18 protein-coding genes and 1 pseudogene are annotated in these 17,783 nt (G+C 72.0%); 15 read left to right on the top strand and 4 right to left on the bottom strand.

The window, feature by feature from the left end; all coding sequences use genetic code 11:
* From TR50_RS20865 to pyrE, 4 genes are all read left to right on the top strand, one after another.
* On the top strand, positions 1-722 hold a 722-nt coding region (locus tag TR50_RS20865; protein ID WP_500803019.1), incomplete at its 5' end, for a spermine/spermidine synthase domain-containing protein.
* Positions 723-851: 129 nt separating this feature from the next.
* On the top strand, positions 852-1,748 hold the full coding sequence (locus TR50_RS20860; RefSeq protein ID WP_084700644.1) for an SRPBCC domain-containing protein: 897 nt from the start codon (positions 852-854) through the stop codon (positions 1,746-1,748).
* 171 nt (positions 1,749-1,919) lie between these two features.
* On the top strand, positions 1,920-2,765 hold the full coding sequence (locus tag TR50_RS20855) for an aldose epimerase family protein (protein WP_052441146.1): 846 nt from the start codon (positions 1,920-1,922) through the stop codon (positions 2,763-2,765).
* Between the two features lie 11 nt (positions 2,766-2,776).
* Positions 2,777-3,313 carry an orotate phosphoribosyltransferase gene (pyrE, locus tag TR50_RS20850; protein ID WP_042423549.1) on the top strand — a complete coding sequence of 179 codons (537 nt, stop codon included), beginning with the start codon at positions 2,777-2,779 and terminating at the stop codon, positions 3,311-3,313.
* Between the two features lie 28 nt (positions 3,314-3,341).
* Here pyrE and TR50_RS20845 read toward each other — a convergent pair whose 3' ends face one another.
* Positions 3,342-4,121, bottom strand: coding sequence for a DedA family protein (locus TR50_RS20845; protein WP_084700642.1), 780 nt, complete (start codon positions 4,119-4,121; stop codon positions 3,342-3,344).
* 165 nt (positions 4,122-4,286) lie between these two features.
* Here TR50_RS20845 and fbaA point away from each other — a divergent pair, with 165 nt between their 5' ends.
* On the top strand, positions 4,287-5,309 hold the full coding sequence (fbaA, locus tag TR50_RS20840) for a class II fructose-bisphosphate aldolase (RefSeq protein WP_042423546.1): 1,023 nt from the start codon (positions 4,287-4,289) through the stop codon (positions 5,307-5,309).
* A gap of 126 nt (positions 5,310-5,435) precedes the next feature.
* Here the strand turns inward: fbaA and TR50_RS20835 are convergent, their stop codons facing one another.
* Entirely contained in the window at positions 5,436-5,855 is a 420-nt protein-coding gene (locus TR50_RS20835; protein WP_042423543.1) for a DUF3151 domain-containing protein, read from the bottom strand.
* Positions 5,856-5,983: 128 nt separating this feature from the next.
* Between TR50_RS20835 and TR50_RS42705 the strand changes: the two genes are divergently transcribed.
* From TR50_RS42705 to TR50_RS50400, 3 genes and pseudogenes are all read left to right on the top strand, one after another.
* Positions 5,984-7,087 (top strand): hypothetical protein, encoded by a 1,104-nt coding sequence (locus TR50_RS42705; RefSeq protein ID WP_152648515.1) that lies wholly within the window; start codon positions 5,984-5,986, stop codon positions 7,085-7,087.
* A gap of 30 nt (positions 7,088-7,117) precedes the next feature.
* Positions 7,118-7,606: pseudogene (locus TR50_RS50405) on the top strand (TQO small subunit DoxD); the annotation flags it as partial.
* 3 nt (positions 7,607-7,609) lie between these two features.
* Entirely contained in the window at positions 7,610-8,104 is a 495-nt protein-coding gene (locus tag TR50_RS50400; protein ID WP_236654510.1) for a QcrA and Rieske domain-containing protein, read from the top strand.
* Positions 8,105-8,386: 282 nt separating this feature from the next.
* Here the strand turns inward: TR50_RS50400 and TR50_RS20820 are convergent, their stop codons facing one another.
* Entirely contained in the window at positions 8,387-9,178 is a 792-nt protein-coding gene (locus TR50_RS20820; protein ID WP_042423540.1) for a diacylglycerol kinase family protein, read from the bottom strand.
* 132 nt (positions 9,179-9,310) lie between these two features.
* Between TR50_RS20820 and TR50_RS20815 the strand changes: the two genes are divergently transcribed.
* From TR50_RS20815 to TR50_RS20790, 6 genes are all read left to right on the top strand, one after another.
* Positions 9,311-10,594, top strand: a complete 1,284-nt coding sequence (locus TR50_RS20815) for an adenylosuccinate synthase (protein ID WP_042423537.1) — start codon at positions 9,311-9,313, stop codon at positions 10,592-10,594.
* A gap of 117 nt (positions 10,595-10,711) precedes the next feature.
* A complete protein-coding gene (locus TR50_RS20810; RefSeq protein ID WP_042423534.1) occupies positions 10,712-11,308 on the top strand; it encodes a GNAT family N-acetyltransferase in 597 nt (198 codons plus the stop codon).
* Positions 11,309-11,319: 11 nt separating this feature from the next.
* Entirely contained in the window at positions 11,320-11,778 is a 459-nt protein-coding gene (locus TR50_RS20805) for a GNAT family N-acetyltransferase (protein ID WP_042423531.1), read from the top strand.
* A 78-nt stretch (positions 11,779-11,856) separates the two neighbouring features.
* The gene (locus TR50_RS20800) at positions 11,857-13,212 is read left to right on the top strand and encodes an aspartate aminotransferase family protein (RefSeq protein ID WP_042423528.1); all 1,356 of its coding nucleotides are present in this window, start codon (positions 11,857-11,859) and stop codon (positions 13,210-13,212) included.
* Between the two features lie 176 nt (positions 13,213-13,388).
* Positions 13,389-14,315, top strand: a complete 927-nt coding sequence (locus TR50_RS44330; protein ID WP_084700640.1) for a GntR family transcriptional regulator — start codon at positions 13,389-13,391, stop codon at positions 14,313-14,315.
* 87 nt (positions 14,316-14,402) lie between these two features.
* Positions 14,403-15,050: a putative DNA-mimic protein gene (locus tag TR50_RS20790; protein WP_042423526.1), complete on the top strand. Its 648-nt coding sequence runs from the start codon at positions 14,403-14,405 to the stop codon at positions 15,048-15,050.
* A 111-nt stretch (positions 15,051-15,161) separates the two neighbouring features.
* Here TR50_RS20790 and TR50_RS20785 read toward each other — a convergent pair whose 3' ends face one another.
* Positions 15,162-15,953, bottom strand: a complete 792-nt coding sequence (locus TR50_RS20785) for an SLATT domain-containing protein (protein ID WP_042423524.1) — start codon at positions 15,951-15,953, stop codon at positions 15,162-15,164.
* 340 nt (positions 15,954-16,293) lie between these two features.
* Between TR50_RS20785 and purD the strand changes: the two genes are divergently transcribed.
* Positions 16,294-17,550 carry a phosphoribosylamine--glycine ligase gene (gene purD / locus TR50_RS20780; RefSeq protein WP_042423522.1) on the top strand — a complete coding sequence of 419 codons (1,257 nt, stop codon included), beginning with the start codon at positions 16,294-16,296 and terminating at the stop codon, positions 17,548-17,550.
* The last annotated feature ends 233 nt before the right edge of the window (positions 17,551-17,783 follow it).

The raw sequence follows: 17,783 nt of genomic DNA, 5'->3' as shown, positions 1-17,783 counted from the left end.
GGCCAGGACCGAGCACGGACGCGGCCCGCCTCTACCTCGGCGGCCGCCTCGCTGTCTGCGGCCGCGACCAGGCCGCCTACCACGCGGCCCTCACCGACCCCGCGCTGCGCGGCGGCGCCCGCGCCCGGGTCCTCGTCCTGGGTGGCGGAGACGGCCTGGCGGCCCGTCACATCCTCGCCACGCCGGGCGTCCGGAGCGTCACCGTCGTCGAACAGGACCCCGTCCTGCTGCGTCTCGCCGCCCGCGATCCGGTGCTGCGCGCCCTGAACAGCTCCGCGCTGGACGACCCGCGCGTCCGGACCGTCACGGCGGACGCCTTCGGCTGGCTCCGCACCGCGCCGCTCCGGGAACACCCCTACGACGTGATCGTCGCCGATCTTCCCTCGGCCGGGCTGGACGCCGCGGACAAGCTCTACACCCGCGAGTTCTACGGCCTCGTCCGCCGGATGCTCGCGCCCGGCGGCCGTCTGGCCGTCCACGCCGGCAACCGGGTCTGGTCCATCGCGGACACCGTCCGCGCGGCCGGTCTCACGCCCTACGGCTACGCCGCGACCGGCCGCGACGCCGCCGCCTGCGGCCAACCGACGCCGGGGGACGCCTCGTGGCGCTTCGTCCTGGCCTCGGCGGCTCCGCTCCCGTCCGGCTCCTTCGGCGGCGTGGCACGCCTGCGGGAGCCCTCGGGCACGCCGTCGCGCGTCGCGACCCTGCTGGGGCCGCTGTGAGCGGCGACGCCGGCGGCATTGCGACGCTGACGTCAGGGCGACGCCGACGTCAGGGAGACGCCGACGTCACCAAGTTCCCAGCGCGCGAATCGGCTCCTGCACGCCGAGGGCTCGGTAGGCTCACCAGGCATGGAGCATGAGGTTCTGGTACCACTCTCGCCGCAGGCCATCCGGCGGTCCATGGACCGGCCCGAGCTGCTGGGTGTGTGCATGCCCGGCTTCACGCCCGACGAAGGCGGGGAGAACCCGCTCGAAGGGCGGTTGAAGCTGCGGATCGGCAGCACCTCCATCACCTACCGGGGCGAGCTGCGCCGCCTCGACGCGGGCGACGACCCGGACGGCTTCCTCTTCGCGCTGGACGGCCATCAGGCCGTCGGCACCGGGGGTGCCGCGGGGACGGTGGGCGTGCGCCTGGACACCGACACGTCCGAGCCGGGGCTGGAGACGCGGGTCCGCTTCCTCATGTCCCTTCAGGGGACCGGCAGGATCGAGGAGCTTTCCCCTGCCGCCGTCCACACCGCGATCCGCCGCCTGCTGGACCGTTTCTGCCTCGAACTCGCCGCCCGCACGGACGACGACCTCGCGCCGGAGGACCGCACGGATACCTCCGAGTTCTTCCTGGTCGAGGGCCTGGGCGATCTCAACGACCTCGGCCCGCTCGAGGACGAACTCCAGGACCTCGCCGCGCTGCCGGAGTTCTCCGAGCTGGACGACCTTCCCGCGCCCGCCGGGGCGACCGCGGACACGCCCACCGGGGGGACGGCCGACCCGGCCCGGCGGCACATCGTGGGCCGCTCCGCCGAGGAGGTGGACCACGCCCCGCCGCGCGGGCGCTACGCACCGGCCCTGCCCGCGCGCAGCGCGCGCTCCCGGGCGTCCGCGCGCTGGGGGAGCCCGGAGCCGCGGATGGGCGAGCCGCCCGTCGTCGCACCGGAGCGCATCCCCACGCCGTGGCTGGTCGGCGGCGGGGTCGTCCTGCTGGGCGGAGCCGTCGTGCTCGTCCGCGCCCTGCGCCGCTCCCGCTGACGCGCCGCTCTCGCTGACCCGCCGCTCCCGGTGACGCGGCGTTGCTGCCGGCGCGGCGTTCCCGCCGACGCGGCGCGTGTCGGCGTCGGCGTCGGCGTCGGCGTCGCCGACGTGAGAACCCGATCCTCCCGACCTCCCGACCTCCCGATCGTCCGGAAGAAGGAAGCGCCCGTGCTCGACCTCGCCCCCGTCCTGCTCTCCGCGGGCGACGCGGCCGTGACCGTCCTGCCCGAGGCGGGCTGCCGGCTGGGCAGCCTGCGCCTCGGGGCGGTGGAACTCCTGCGCACCGCACAGGACATCGCCGATCCGGACGGTGACGTCTTCGGGTACGGCTCCTTCCCGATGGCGCCGTTCGCGGGCCGGGTGGACCGCGGGCGGTTCAACAACGGCCCGGTGCGCCACCGACTGCCCCTCGACCTCGTCCCGCATGCCGCCCACGGCACCGCGCTGCGCGGCCGCTGGCGCGTCGCCGCCCCGCCCGCCGTCACGGAGGCGGGGATGTCCGCCGCCTTCGTCCACGAGCTGGCCGAGCCGTGGCCCTACCCGGGCCGGGTGTCCCAGCTGTTCGAGCTGTCGCCCGGGCAGCTGCGGATCACGCTCGCGGTCGAGGCGACGCAGGACTCATTCCCGGCACAGGCGGGCTGGCATCCGTGGTTCCGCAAGCGCCTGCGCGAGGGCGGCCCGCAGGCCGCGCTGGACTTCGCGCCCGCCTGGCAGGAGGAACGCGGACCGGACCACCTGCCGACGGGGCGCCGCATCGATCCGACCCCGGGCCCCTGGGACGACTGCTTCGGCTTCCCCGACGGCGTGGAGGCGACCCTGCGCTGGGGCGACGAGCTGGCGCTGCGCATCTCCAGCGACTGCGGCTGGGCCGTCGTCTTCGACGAGCAGGCCGACGCCCTGTGCGTCGAACCCCAGTCCGGTCCGCCCAACGGACTGAACACCGCCCCGCGCCTGGTCACGCCGATCGAGCCGCTCGAGGTCACGACCACCTGGAGCTGGACCTCCACCCGTTAAGCTGGAGCCTCATGAGCACTACACGTGACGCGCTTCTCGAAGAGATCAAGACCAAGGCCGTCGTCCACGGCAAGGTGACCCTCTCCTCCGGCCTGGAGTCGGACTACTACATCGACCTTCGGCGCGTGACGCTGGACGGCGTGGCCGCCCCGCTCGTCGGCCAGGTCATGCTCGACCTCGCCAAGGACCTCGACTTCGACGCCGTCGGCGGGCTCACCCTCGGCGCTGACCCGGTCGCCACCGCGATGCTGCACGCCTCCGCCGCGCGCGGTCAGCGACTGGACGCCTTCGTCGTGCGCAAGGCGCAGAAGGCCCACGGCATGCAGCGCCGGATCGAGGGCACGGACGTCAAGGGACGTCGCGTCCTGGTCGTCGAGGACACCTCCACCACCGGCGGCTCCCCGCTCACCGCGGTCGAGGCCGTGCGCGAGGCGGGCGGCGAGGTCGTGGCCGTGGCCACCATCGTCGAGCGCAGCGCCGCCCAGGCCATCGCGGACGCGGGCCTGCCCTACCTCTTCGCCTACCAGCTGAGCGACCTGGGGCTGTAGGCCCCGCGGCGCCCGCGCCGACGGGACGTCACCGCCTGCGGTGGCGTCCCCCGCGGCCCGCCGGAACCGACGACGGGCCCTCCGCCAGCACCGCCTCACCGCCCGCCTCCGCCGTGCCGACCGTGCCTGCCGCGCCGACCGCACCCGTCGTGGCGCCCGCGCCCTCGCGGCGGCCGCGCACGACCTCGATGATGATCGGGATCACCGAGAGCAGCACGATCAGCAGCACCGCCGGGATCAGGTACTTGTCGATCACGGGCGCCATCGAGTCGCCGAACTTGTAGCCGATCAGCAGCATGACCTCGGTCCAGACCAGGCCACCGACCGTGTTCCACAGCAGGAACGTGCGGGCGGGCATCTCCAGCGTCCCGGCGACCGGGTTCAGGAACGTGCGCACCACCGGCACGAAGCGCGCCATCACCACGGCCTTGGCCGGGCCGAAGCGGTTGAAGTACTGCTCCGCCTTGACCACGTGGTCCCGCTTGAAGAGCTTCGAGTTCGGTCGGTCGAACATCCGCGCGCCGACCTTCGCGCCCAGCAGGTGACCCAGCTGCGCGCCCGCGATCGCGCAGATCGGCGCGCCGACGAGCAGCGTTCCGATCGACATCTGAGTGCCGAGCAGCGCCTTGCCCGCACCGGACGCGGCCACGCCGCCCAGGATCAGCAGCGAGTCGCCGGGCAGGAAGAAGCCGATCAGCAGGCCCGTCTCGGCGAAGACGATCGCGAGCAGCCCATAGACGCCGACCTGCGCGATCAGTGCCTTGGCGTCCAGCAGGGTGCTCAGGTTGAGCGCGAGATTCTGGGTCACCCGCGCAGAGTATCGGGCGCAGGTGTCCGGGCGCTGTGGTGCCCGGTGGCGGGGATGAGGGGGTTGCGCCGCAGTGCGAGAATGGCGCACGGTGCCCGGTCGACGACGTCCGGCGTCAGCACCCTTTGCCCCATGCGTAGACGCCCACGACAGGAGCGGATTCGAATGCCTATCGCAACGCCCGAGGTCTACAACGAGATGCTGGACCGGGCCAAGGCAGGCAAGTTCGCCTACCCCGCCATCAACGTCACCTCCTCGCAGACCCTGCACGCGGCTCTGCGCGGCTTCGCCGAGGCCGAGAGCGACGGCATCATCCAGATCTCGACCGGCGGCGCCGAATTCCTGGGCGGCCAGTACAACAAGGACATGGTGACGGGCGCGGTGGCCCTCGCCGAGTTCGCGCACATCGTCGCGGCCAAGTACGACATCACCGTGGCGCTGCACACCGACCACTGCCCGAAGGACAAGCTGGACGGCTACGTCCGCCCGCTGCTGGCGATCTCCGCCGAGCGCGTGGCCCGTGGCGAGAACCCGCTGTTCCAGTCGCACATGTGGGACGGCTCCGCCGAGACCCTGAACGACAACCTCGCCATCGCCGAGGAGCTGCTGGCCCAGGCCCGCGCCGCCAAGATCATCCTCGAGGTCGAGATCACCCCGACCGGCGGCGAGGAGGACGGCGTCTCCCACGAGATCAACGACTCCCTCTACACCACGGTCAACGACGCCGTCCGCACCGCCGAGGCCCTGGGCCTGGGCGAGAAGGGCCGCTACCTGCTGGCCGCCTCCTTCGGCAACGTCCACGGCGTCTACAAGCCGGGCAACGTCGTGCTCAAGCCGGAGCTGCTGCGCGAGCTGCAGGACGCGATCGGCAAGCAGTACGGCAAGACCGACCCGTTCGACTTCGTCTTCCACGGCGGCTCCGGCTCGACCGCCGAAGAGATCGAGACCGCGCTGGAGAACGGCGTCGTCAAGATGAACCTCGACACCGACACCCAGTACGCCTTCACCCGCCCCGTGGTGGACCACATGTTCCGGAACTACGACGGCGTCCTGAAGGTCGACGGCGAGGTCGGCAAGAAGTCCACCTACGACCCGCGCACCTGGGGCAAGCTGGCGGAGGCCGGCATGGCCGCGCGTGTCGTCGAGGCCGCGAAGCAGCTGCACTCGGCGGGCAACAAGCTGAAGTAGGCACCTGCGCGGACGACGCCACGCACGGCGTCAGGCACTGCGTCTCACGCGTCACTGCGTCTCACGACGTCGAGGGCCCCGGAACCGCACGGCGGTTCCGGGGCCCTGTTCGATTCCGGCTGGTGCCTACTGCTTCAGCTCGGTGTAGGCCTCGGGGCTGCTGTCCTTCAGGAACTGCCAGCAGCGCGCCCCCTCGTCGGTCTCACCGATGGAGTCGGCGGCGCGGGCGAGCGCGGCCAGGCAGCGCAGGAAACCGCGGTTGCCGCGGTGCTCCCACGGGACCGGCCCGTGGCCCTTCCAGCCGGCCCGACGCAGCTGGTCGAGGCCGCGGTGGTAGCCGGTGCGGGCGTAGGCGTAGGACTCGACGACCCGGCCCGCGGCGAAGGACTCGTCCGCGAGCTGCGCCCAGGCCAAGGAGAAGGTGGGGTGCGCCGCCGCGATCTGCGCGGGGGAGGCGGACTGCTCTGCCATCTGCTGGTACGGCTGCTCGTCCTCGGGCAGCAGGGTCGGCTCCGGCCCGCCGAGCAGGTTCTCGTGAATGGACATGGCTGCCAGTCTGCCACTTGGGCGGTGTCACGGTTCGACCACAGCCGGCGCACAGCGGGAACTCCGCACGGCAGGGCTGGCATCCTCCCTTCCGCCACCACAACACCGCATGTCACGGGGGAACGGTCGTGGGTAGCAGGTTCGCCTTGCCGGCGGCGCTGGTCGCCGCCTTCTGTGTGTTCGTGGGCGGGGTGTGGGCGGTCGCCGCGACCACGTGGTCCCTGCCGGCCGCCGACGCGGCGGCTCCGGTCACCACGCCCATCGCGTCGGCGTCGGCTTCGCCGTCGACTCCGGCGCCCGGCGCCTCGCCCGCGCTGTGGACCCAGAGCACCCTGCGCACGTACCTCGTCGCCGAGCTGAACCGCACCGATCCGGGCGTGGCCCTCGACGACCTGGAGCACATCACCCGGGTCCAGCCGCAGGTCAGCCGGTTCTGTCACCCGGTCGCCCACGACCTCGGGCACGCCGCGCTGAAGAAGTACGGCAGCTTCGGCAAGGCCGTGGCCTTCCGCAACGACGTCTGCGGCTCCGGCTACCTGCACGGCGTCGTCGAGGAGACGCTGGCGCAGAGCCCCGATCCGGTGGCCGCCGTCACCACGCTGTGCGCGCCGCAGATGTCCGCCTCGTGCATCCACGGCATCGGCCACGGCGCGATGTTCGTCTCGCGCCTGAACGTCCCGAAGGCGGAGCGGCTGTGCGATCGCTTCGGGCAGACCTACCAGGTGGTGGCCTGCTCCGAGGGTGTGTTCATGCAGCTCTTCGAGCCGGACGAGGACGACCCGGCCGCCCTCGCCCAGCTCCCTTCGTCCCGGCTCGCGGCGGAGCCGCTGTACCCGTGCCCGGAGCAGCCGTCGATCTTCCAGTCGGCGTGCTACTTCTACGCCCCGATCTACTACCTGCAGACGCACGACTACGTGAACCACCCGGAGAGCTTCGTGCAGGCGCTGCGGTGGTGTCTGAAGGCGCCGACCTCGGCCGGGCAGCAGTCGTGCACCCGGGGGACCGGCTCGCGGCTGATCAAGTACAACATCGACCGGCCCGCGTGGACGGCGGCGCAGTGCGAGGCGGCTCCGCAGGGGTGGCAGCGGTCGGCGTGCGTGGACGGGATGGTCAGCTACTGGAACGTCAACTTCCATGACAAGTCCGCGCGGACCAAGCTCTGCCCGCAGCTGTCCGGCCAGGCCGCGGCCGAGTGCCGGGCCTCCTCCGGCGGCAGCAGCTCCGAGGACTGAACGAGACGAGACGCGCGGAGAAGAACGATCATGAAGACACAGCCCGAATCCCTGCGGCGCGAGTCCCTCCGGCGTCATTCGCTGCTGCCGCTGCGGCTCTTCCTCGGCGTCACCTTCTGCTACGCCGGGCTGAGCAAGCTGGGGGACCCGCACTACCTGGCCGGGGCCGCCGATCCGGCGTCCTACCTGTCGCAGCTCCAGGCCGCCCTCGCCGCACACAGCCCGGCCGCCCCGCTGCTGCACCTTGCCCGGCACGCACCGACGGCGACCGGCGCGACGCTGGCCTTCGGCGAGCTGGCGGTCGGCCTCGGCACCCTGCTGGGCCTGTTCGGCCGGATCGCCGCGGCCGGAGGCGCCCTGCTCAGCCTGACGCTCTTCCTCACGGTCAGCTGGCGGACGCACCCGTACTTCCTCGGCAACGACCTGGCGTACCTGGCGGCCTGGATCCCGCTGGTCCTGGCCGGGACGCCCTCGCTGTCGCTCGACGCCTGGCTGGCGGCCCGACGCGCAGCCCGAGGCGCGGTGGGAGGTGCGGTCGGAGGTTCGGTCGGCGTGCTGCCGGGCCGACGGCGGGCGCTGTTGGAAACGGGGACGGCGGCCCTGGCCGTCGCCGGGGGTGGTCTGCTGGCGGGCGCGCTGACGGCGCGGACCCGCGCCCGGACGACCGCCCCGGCGGCCCACCGACCCGCCAGCGGCGACGCGACGAGCGGTGCGAGCGTCGCCGTCGCAAAGGTGCCGGTCGGCGGGGCGGTCCAGCTCAGTGCGCCCGGGAGCGGTGACCCGATCTTCGTCGTCCAGCCGAAGCCCGGCACGTTCTGCGCGTTCTCCGGGGCGTGCACCCACGCCGGCTGCACCGTGCTGCCGCCGAAGAACGGCTCGTTCGTCTGCCCCTGCCACGACTCCGCCTTCGACGCCGCGACCGGGGCGGTGCTGCGCGGTCCGGCCACCGAGGCACTGCCCCGGTACGCGGTGACGGAGTCGGGCGGCGTGCTCCGGGTGGCGACGAAGCCCGAGTAAGAAGAAGCCCGAGCAGCTCGCCCGGACCTGGCCCGCTATCGGGCACCCGCGGGGATCGGCCCTTGCCCCGCGGTGCTGTCGGGGCCCGCCCTCACCGGGGCACCCGCAGGGGCCCGCCCTCACCGGGGCACCGCCAGGGACCTGCCCTCGGCGGGGCACCGGCAGGGACCTGCCCTCACGCGGGCACCGCCAGGGATCCGCTCTCCCCGGCCCGTAGGGATCCGAGCTCACCAGGGCACCCGCGGGGACCTGCCCTCACGCCGGCCCCGCACGGATCCAGGCTCACCAGGGCACCCGCAGGGACCAGGCGGCAGGCTCCACCGTCCAGGTGCGCTCGCGCACCGGCGCGCTCAGCGCGTGGTCGGCTTCGTAGGTGAAGAGGGAGCCGCCGACCGTGACGCGGCGGGCCTGGACCGGGACGGCGGCGTCGATGCGCAGCTCCGCCGCGCCGCCGTGACTCGAGAGCGCCAGGGCGCGCATGGGGTGAGCGGGATCGGCCAGGACCTGGCCGTCCGCCTCGACGCGGAGCGGCTGCGGCTCGGGGAGCGTCCGCGTCGTCAGCGCCCTGGCGACCCGCCCGGCGAGATCTGTCCACCAGGTGGACGGAGACCTGTTCGCCCTGGGCGAACGCTGCCCGGGAATCCGGACGCCGCCGATGACGACCCCGCCGCCGTCGTCGACGAGCAGGTCGAGCGGCCGGTCTGCGCCGCTGACGACGGCGCGTGCCGCCTGGACCGGGTCCACGTCCGCGCCCAGCGCGCGGGCCAGCTCGGTGCGGGGTCCGCGCCCGACCGGGATGACGGCAACGGGGGTCGCTGCCAGCGTGGCCTGCTGGTGGAGAAGTTGAACGACGAGTTGCAGATATCTGTCATCGCCGATCACTACCGGCCGTCTGCGGCCGCGCCGCGCAAGCAGACGGTCCAGATCGGACAGGCTCTCCGGAACCACCGTCTTCACCGTCAGGGCGGCGCCGAGCACGTCCTTGGCGACCCGCACCGACTCGCCGTCCAGGGCCAGCGCCGTGGGGGAGACCAGGACCAACACGGGCTCGCCCACCGAACGCTCAGCCGACACCGTGGTCCTTCCTCGGGTAATCTCTCGGTGTAAGAGCCCCTTGCGCTTTTGCGCCAGGGGCTTGGTCTATCCGGGGCCAGTGCGGCGGCCTTCCGCCGTGAGTTGTGCCCCGCCCGAAAGGGGTGTACGCCTGTGCCCGCACTCGTGCTGGTCGGCGCTCAGTGGGGAGACGAGGGCAAGGGGAAGGCGACTGACCTTCTCGGCGGCTCGGTCGACTACGTGGTCCGCTATCAGGGCGGCAACAACGCCGGTCACACGGTGGTCGTAGGCGACCAGAAGTACGCACTTCACCTGCTCCCCTCCGGCATTCTCAGCCCGAACTGCGTTCCGGTGATCGGCAACGGCGTGGTCATCGACCCGGCCGTGCTCCTCTCCGAGCTGGCCGGCCTGCAGGACCGCGGCGTCGACACGTCCAAGCTGCTGATCTCGGGCAACGCGCACCTGATCACCCCCTACCACCGGACCCTGGACAAGGTCTCCGAGCGGTTCCTGGGCAAGCGCAAGATCGGCACCACGGGCCGCGGCATCGGCCCCTCCTACGCCGACAAGATCAACCGCATCGGCATCCGGGTGCAGGACCTCTTCGACGAGAGCATCCTGCGGCAGAAGGTCGACGCAGCGCTCAACGAGAAGAACCAGATCCTGGTCAAGCTCTACAACCGCCGTGCCATGCCGGCCGAGCTGGTCGTCGAGGAGTACCTGGGCTACGCCGACAAGCTGCGCCCGTTCGTGGCCGACACCGCGCTGATCCTCAACCAGGCGCTGGAGGACGGCAAGGTCGTCCTGATGGAGGGCGGCCAGGGCACCCTGCTCGACGTCGACCACGGCACGTACCCGTTCGTCACCTCGTCCAACCCGACCTCGGGCGGCGCCTGCACCGGCACCGGCATCGGTCCCACCAAGATCGACCGCGTGATCGGCATCCTCAAGGCCTACACCACCCGCGTCGGCTCGGGCCCGTTCCCGACCGAGCTGTTCGACGAGGACGGCGAGGCGCTGCGCCGCATCGGCGGCGAGCGCGGCGTGACCACCGGCCGCGACCGCCGCTGCGGCTGGTTCGACGCCCCGATCGCCCGCTACGCGACCCGGATCAACGGTCTGACCGACATCTTCCTCACCAAGCTGGACGTGCTGACCGGCTGGGAGCAGATCCCGGTCTGCGTCGCCTACGACGTCGACGGCACCCGCGTCGACGAGGTTCCGCACTCGCAGAGCGACTTCCACCACGCGAAGCCGATCTACGAGATGCTCCCGGGCTGGTCCGAGGACATCACCAAGGCGCAGACCTTCGAGGACCTGCCGAAGAACGCGCAGGACTACGTGAAGGCGCTGGAGGAGCTCTCCCGCTGCCGCATCTCCGCCATCGGCGTCGGCCCCGGCCGTACCGAGACGATCCAGGTGCACTCGCTGCTGTAGCGGCGCTTTCTGATCAAGCCCTCGCCCCCTGCGGGCGGGGGCTTTTTCATGTTCGGAAGATTTGTACTAATGCAGATATCAATTGCCTCTAGTGCAAAGCGCGGCTATGTTTCGAGCATGACCGCGAAGACTCCTCTCCCTGTCGTGCTCACCGGGCAACACGTCCGGCTGGAGCCGCTCACCCTCGACCACGCCCCCGCCCTGTGGCAGGCGTTGGAGCCGGACGCGGCGGAGGTCTTCCGCTGGATCCGTCCGGCGCCCCGCAGCGCTGAGGAGCTGGCCGGGTATGCCGACGACCTGCTGCACGGGCCGACGCGCTACCTCGCCTTCGCCGTCGTCGACCTGGCGACCGGCCGCCCCGTCGGCTGGACCACCTACCTGGACATCCAGGAGGAGCACGAGCGCCTGGAGATCGGCTGGACCTGGTACGCCCGCTCCCACTGGCGCACCGCCGCCAACACCGAGGCCAAGCTGCTCCTGCTCACCCACGCCTTCGAGGAGCTCGGCTACGGGCGGGTCCAGTGGAAGACGGACATCAACAACGAGCGCTCGCAGAACGCCATCGCCCGTCTGGGCGCCCAGCGGGAGGGCGTGCTCCGTCGCCAGGTGCGGCGCGGCGACGGGAGCTGGCGCGACAGCGTCTACTACGGCATGAACATCGAGGAGTGGCCGGCGGCGAAGGCTCGCCTGACCGAACGACTCAGGAAGGGCTGAAGGTCACCACAATGGCTGACATCACCATCTCCGCCCCGACGGAAGCCGACTACCCCCGCTGGCGGGAGCTGTTCACCGGCTATGCCGAGTTCTACCACGTGGAACTGACGGAGGAGCGGTTCGCGGAGTCCTGGGCCTGGATCCACGACGCAAACCACCCCGTCGAGTGTCTGCTGGCCCGCGATGCTGACGGCCGGGCCGTCGGACTGGCCCACTTCAGCCCGGACCACTCACCGCTGCGCGGCACCCGAGGCTTCCTGCACGACCTCTTCGTCGACCCCGCCCACCGTGGCGGCGGGACCGTGGACGCGATCCTCGGCGAGCTGCGCCGGCTCGGCCGCGAGCGCGGCTGGTACCAGATCCGCTGGAACACGGCCGACGACAACTACCGCGCCCGCGCCGTCTACGACCGCAACGGCGAGAAGACGCCGTTCCTGCTCTACGTCATGCCGTGCGGAGCCAGCGACTGACAGGCTGTCGCCCTGCCCCCGGATCGCCAGACAGGCTGTCGGTTCCGGGGGAGGGCGGGCGAAAATACGCTGGCGCGCATGACGATCTCCCCAGACCCCGCAGCCGGGCAGGCGGTCAAGGCTGCCGACCGTGCCCACGTCTTCCACTCGTGGTCCGCGCAGTCCCTGATCGATCCCCTCGCCGTGGCCGGGGCCGAGGGCTCGTACTTCTGGGACTACGAGGGCAAGCGCTACCTCGACTTCTCCTCCCAGCTGGTCAACACCAACATCGGGCACCAGCACCCGAAGGTCGTCGCCGCGATCCAGGAGCAGGCTGCCAAGCTCTGCACCTTCGCGCCGGCCTTCGCCATCGAGTCCCGCTCCGAGGCCGCCCGCCTGATCGCCGAGCGCACCCCGGGCGACCTCGACAAGATCTTCTTCACCAACGGCGGCGCCGAGGCCAACGAGAACGCCATCCGCATGGCGCGCCTCCACACCGGCCGCCAGAAGGTGCTCTCCACCTACCGCTCGTACCACGGCGCCACCGCCAACGCGATCGCCCTGACCGGCGACCCGCGCCGCTGGCCGAACGAGACCGGCGTCTCCGGCATCGTCCACTTCTGGGGCCCGTACCCCTACCGCTCCAACTTCCACGCCGAGAACGAGGCGCAGGAGTGCGAGCGCGCGCTGGCGCACCTGGAGCAGGTCATCGCGTTCGAGGGTCCGCAGACCGTCGCCGCGATCATCCTGGAGACCGTCGTCGGCACCGCCGGCATCCTGATCCCGCCGGCGGGCTACCTCGCGGGCGTCCGCGAGATCTGCGACCGCTACGGGATCGTCTTCATCCTCGACGAGGTCATGGCCGGCTTCGGCCGCACCGGCGAGTGGTTCGCCGCCGACCACTGGGGCGTCACCCCGGACCTGCTGACCTTCGCCAAGGGCGTCAACTCCGGTTACGTGCCGCTGGGCGGCGTGGCCATCAGCGGCGAGATCGCCGAGACCTTCGCGACCCGTCCCTTCCCCGGCGGGCTGACCTACTCCGGCCACCCGCTGGCCTGCGCCTCCGCCGTGGCGACCCTCAACGCCATGGCCGAGGAGGGCATCGTCGAGAACGCCAAGCACATCGGCGAGACGGTGATCGGCCCGGAGCTGCGCGCCATGGCCGAGCGTCACCCGTCGATCGGCGAGGTCCGCGGCCTCGGCGTCTTCTGGGCCGTCGAGCTGGTCAAGAACCGCGAGACCCGCGAGCCGCTGACCCCGTACAACGCCGCGGGCGCCGACAACGCCCCGATGGCCGAGCTGGCCGCGGAGTGCAAGAAGCGCGGGCTGTGGCCGTTCACCAACATGAACCGGTTCCATGTCGTGCCGCCGTGCAACGTCTCGGAGACCGAGGCCAAGGAAGGCCTCGCCATCCTCGACGAGGTGCTGACCCTCACCGACGCGCACACCGTCTGACCCGTCGCGTCACCGGCCCGTCATCTGGTCTGTACCTTTTCGGCCCCACGCCCCCTCCGATCGGGGGGTGTGGGGCCGTACCATTGGGGGGTTCGGACCGGCAGTATGCGGATGAAATCCCCTCAGCCGGCCCGGAACCAGTTCAATCCCCAGGAAACCGGAGCGGAGGAACCGCCATGCCGTTCGGCGCCGCCTCCTCCGGTCGTCACCTCACCGGCAACTCCGTCGTCCAGCGCAGCTCGCTGCGCGAGCAGGTCGCGGGCGCGCTGCGGGACGAGTTGATGGCCGGTCGCCTGGCTGCGGGCCGTCACTTCACCGTCAAGGAGATCGCCGAGCTGTACGGCGTCTCCGCGACGCCCGTGCGCGAGGCGCTGGTGGACCTGGCCGCGCAGGGCATGCTCGTCGTCGAGCCCGGTCGCGGCTTCGCCGTGCCCCGCTTCACCTGGGACGACTTCGTCGACATCGTCGAGGCCCGCTCGCTGGTCATCGACGGCATCTTCCGCCGCCTGGCCGGACGCCTGTCGGCCCGCGACTCCGCGGTTCCAGGCTGCGCGGTTCCAAGCTCTGCGGTTCCGAGCTCTGCGGCTCCAGGTTTCGCCACTCCAGACTCGGCTACTTCAGGTTCTGCGTCCCTCGACTCCGCCTTCCTCGACTCCGCCGCGGTCGCCTCCCTGCGGCGTCGCGCCGACGCCGCGGTCCGGGCCGCCCGCGCCGGCCAGCTCGACGTGCTCGTCGGCTGCGACCGCCGCTTCTGGGCGGAGCTCGGTGCGTTCGCGGGCAACGCCCGCATCGGCGACTACCTGGACTGGCTCCGGGTCCAGTACTGGATCTTCGCCGCAGGCTATCTGCGCGGCCGCGACGACCTGGCGCGCTTCTGCTGGTCCCGCCACCTGGAGCTGGTGGACCTGATCGCAGCGGGTGACCTGCCCGGCGTGCACGCCATGCTCCTCGCCTACAACCAGGAGTCCCTGGAGCAGATGTCCGCTCTCTGCGCGCGTCCCCTCCCGGAACGGCCGACCACCGTCGCGCCCACGCACCGGCAGCAGCCCACCCAGGTCCCGCCCCCGCGGGAAGCCGACCCGCGGCCTGCGGCGACGCAGTAGGGTGGATCACCCGGAGCACCCCCGCGCCGACCGCCCGCGCACCACTGTCGGGCAACACTGCCGCGTACCACTGGTCTGGAGAGTGTCTTGGCTTGTGACATCTGGCTCGTCCCCCTGGTCGACCTGCTGGTGCTCAGCCCGGACAACCCCTTCGCCGAGGACCTGGCGATCTACAACGCCTCGCTGCACGCGGCCGGCCTGCCGCAGCTCCCGGTCTTCCCCTACATGCCCGGCCTGAGCGGCGACGTCGAGCCGGTCGCGGCCTTCGACTACGACTCGCTGCACTTCCTGCGCCGCGCCTACCTGCTGCAGTTGACCGGCCTGGACGTCACGCCCGTCGACGAACTCGGCGGCGACTACGAGCAACTGCTGGAGATGTTCGAGGCCACGGCCGAGCAGAGCCACCTGGTGTGGCACTTCGACCACGCCGGCGCGTACGTCCCCCTGGACTTCGAGAGCCCGATCGTCGACGACGCCCTGCTCGCGACCGGCGGTCCGCTGGGTTCGGTGCAGCGACTGCTCAAGGAGCTGGAAGCGGTCGCTCCGCACATCGGCATCGACTACCAGCTGCCCCCGGTCCCGGTCCGCCCGGTCGCCCCGACCACGCTCGAGGGCCCGGCCTACCCGCCGCCGGGCCAGGACGGCCCGTACGCCCGGGAGCGCCACGCCTGGGTCGGCCTCTACGCGGCGGCGACCCGCGCCCTGGCCCAGGGCTCGATGATCGTCTTCGCCTGAGGCGCCTGAAACACGGGAAGCCCGGAGGCGTCTGAAGCACGGCGGCGAGGACCGTTCCAGCCTCCGGCCTCCAGCCTGCGATCGCGGGTAGCCGGCGCTCCGGCGCCGGCGTCAGCGCAGCGGGGACTCCGGGGGCCGCTGACGCGGCATGGTCGGACGGCTGCCGACGGAGGGCAGCACGCGGACCTGCGCGCCCGTGCCCTCGGCCCGGCCGCCCCACGCGCCCGCCACCTGCGTGGGCAGTTGGGTCATGGTCGCGCGGAACTCGAGCATCCACTCCGAGGTCTCGGTGCGGACCATGTCCGAGACGTCCTCGCAGAAGCGGCGCAGCACGCCGAGGCAGCGCTCGGCCGCCTCGCTCGCCGTGCCCTCCGTGGGGCCCAGGACCTCGCGCACGCACTCCGAGGCCCAGTCGAACTGGAACGCCTCGAGCCTGCGCTGCAGCGCCTGCGCGGTGGAGACGTCCCGCATCCAGCCGCTGGTGAGGCCGAAGACGCGGTCGGCCAACAGGCAGCACCCGCCGAGCAGCAGCAGCACGTAGCCCCAGTCCTGCCCGGCCTTCCAGATGCCGGTCAGCGCGATGAGCGGCAGCACTGCGCCGCCCATGCCCAGCAGGGTGGCGAGCACGCGCAGGAACCTCGCGCCGCGGCGCTTCCAGCGGCGGTCGCGGTGGTACCAGTCGATGGCCTCGACGGCGCGCTCCTCGGACCAGCGGTAGAGCTCCTCCAGCCGCTCGGCCGGCTCGCCCCAGTCGCCCAACGGGAACTGTCGCACGCTCAGATCCCGCCCTGGGCGCGACGCGCGGGGCGCGGGCACGGCCGGAGCGGACGTGGCTGATGTGTCCTCAGCCCCGGGCTCCTTGCCCCAGGGGGTCTCCTCGGGCTGCATCTCCGGCTGGCTCACCGTGGAACTCCCTGTCCTTCGGCCGGTCCTTCGGCCTTGCTGGCTTCCAATCGCTACTTCTTACCGCCAAATGGCTGACCGTGGTGGCGGTTCCAGCCGGATTGTTGTGCGAAACGGTGAGGGTTTCGCAAGTGGGCGGGCGTTTCCGGCCCTCCGCCGCCGATTCAAATCTCACTCCTACGAGTGGGTGCTTCCGGGGAGCCGATCTGACCCGTGGTCGAATTGTTGCCAAATATGGCATTCGCCGTTACTGATCCGGTTCGGGCGTGATGCCGCGACCGTCGTCCGTCCCGTGGTCCGCGGAAGCCCTCCACCGGGGCAGGCACTAGGCTCTAGAACCGTGAAGGTCCTTGTCATCGGCGGCGGCGCCCGCGAACACGCCCTGTGCCGAGCGCTCTCGCTCGATCCCGAAGTCACCTCTCTCCACTGCGCGCCCGGCAACGCCGGCATCGCGTCGGTCGCCCAGGTCCACCCGGTCGACCAGCTCGACGGCCGGGCCGTCGCCGACCTCGCCGTCGAACTCGGTGCCGAGTTCGTCGTCGTCGGTCCCGAGGCCCCCCTCGTCGCCGGCGTCGCGGACGCCGTACGCGAGCGCGGCATCCCCGTCTTCGGCCCCAGTGGCGAGGCCGCGCAGCTGGAGGGCAGCAAGGCGTTCGCCAAGGACGTCATGGCCGCGGCCGGCGTCCCCACCGCGCGCTCCTATGTCTGCACCACCCCCGAGGAGGTCGCCGAGGCGCTGGACGCCTTCGGCGCGCCGTACGTCGTCAAGGACGACGGTCTCGCGGCCGGAAAGGGCGTCGTCGTGACGGACGACCTCCAGACCGCCATCGACCACGCCGCAGGCTGCGACCGTGTGGTCATCGAGGAGTACCTCGACGGCCCCGAGGTCTCCCTCTTCGCGGTCACCGACGGCACGACGGTCGTGCCGCTCCAGCCCGCGCAGGACTTCAAGCGCGTCGGCGACGACGACGCCGGCCCGAACACCGGCGGCATGGGCGCGTACTCGCCGCTGCCGTGGACCGACCCCAAGCTGGTCGAGGAGGTCCTCGACACGGTCCTCCAGCCCACTGTGGACGAGCTGCGCCGCCGTGGCACCCCCTTCTCGGGCTTGCTCTACGCCGGCCTGGCGATCACGTCGCGCGGCGTGCGGGTGATCGAGTTCAACGCGCGGTTCGGCGACCCGGAGACGCAGGTCGTCCTCGCCCGCCTGCAGACCCCCCTCTGCGGTCTGCTCCACGCCGCCGCGACGGGCCACCTGGCGGACGTCCCCGAGCTGCGCTGGCGCGACGGCGCAGCGGTCACCGTCGTCGTCGCCTCCGAGGGCTACCCGGCCGCGCCGGTCTCCGGCGACCCGATCCTCGGCCTCGCCGAGGCCGAGGCCGAGGACGGCACGGCCTACGTCCTCCACGCGGGCACCCGCCTCGCCGACGACGGCGAGACCGTCCTCAGCGCGGGCGGCCGCGTGCTCTCCGTGACCGCCACGGGCAAGGACCTCAAGCAGGCCCGAAGCCGCGCGTACGCGGCCACCGAGAAGATCACCCTGCGCGGCAGCCACCACCGCAGCGACATCGCCCTGAAGGCGGTCGACGCGCAGTAGGCAGTAGGCGGAGCAGACGCACCACCCGGGGCCGCGGATCACTCACGATCCGCGGCCCTGCTGCGTTCCGGCCGCCTGCAGCAGTTCCGACCCGTCGCCCGCCCGACGCGATCCGGCGCCACTCGCTCGCGAAGGCCCACTACTGGGGCCCCTGCTGAAGCCCATCAGGGACTGCTCGACGCCCGAGGCGGGCACCCGGCGGCGGCTCGGCTTCACCGACCGGCTCTGCCGCT

The organism is Streptacidiphilus anmyonensis, assembly GCF_000787855.1.
Lineage (GTDB): Bacteria > Actinomycetota > Actinomycetes > Streptomycetales > Streptomycetaceae > Streptacidiphilus > Streptacidiphilus anmyonensis.
This window is presented reverse-complemented; position numbering and strand designations above follow the sequence as displayed.

Excerpts from the sequence above, each read along its gene's own strand:
- pyrE (WP_042423549.1), top strand. The coding sequence starts at position 2,777 with ATGAGCACTACACGTGACGCGCTTCTCGAAGAGATCAAGACCAAGGCC.
- TR50_RS20805 (WP_042423531.1), top strand. The coding sequence starts at position 11,320 with ATGGCTGACATCACCATCTCCGCCCCGACGGAAGCCGACTACCCCCGC.
- TR50_RS44330 (WP_084700640.1), top strand. The coding sequence starts at position 13,389 with ATGCCGTTCGGCGCCGCCTCCTCCGGTCGTCACCTCACCGGCAACTCC.
- TR50_RS20835 (WP_042423543.1), bottom strand. The coding sequence starts at position 5,855 with ATGTCCATTCACGAGAACCTGCTCGGCGGGCCGGAGCCGACCCTGCTG.
- TR50_RS20860 (WP_084700644.1), top strand. The coding sequence starts at position 852 with ATGGAGCATGAGGTTCTGGTACCACTCTCGCCGCAGGCCATCCGGCGG.
- fbaA (WP_042423546.1), top strand. The coding sequence starts at position 4,287 with ATGCCTATCGCAACGCCCGAGGTCTACAACGAGATGCTGGACCGGGCC.
- TR50_RS20800 (WP_042423528.1), top strand. The coding sequence starts at position 11,857 with ATGACGATCTCCCCAGACCCCGCAGCCGGGCAGGCGGTCAAGGCTGCC.
- TR50_RS20810 (WP_042423534.1), top strand. The coding sequence starts at position 10,712 with ATGACCGCGAAGACTCCTCTCCCTGTCGTGCTCACCGGGCAACACGTC.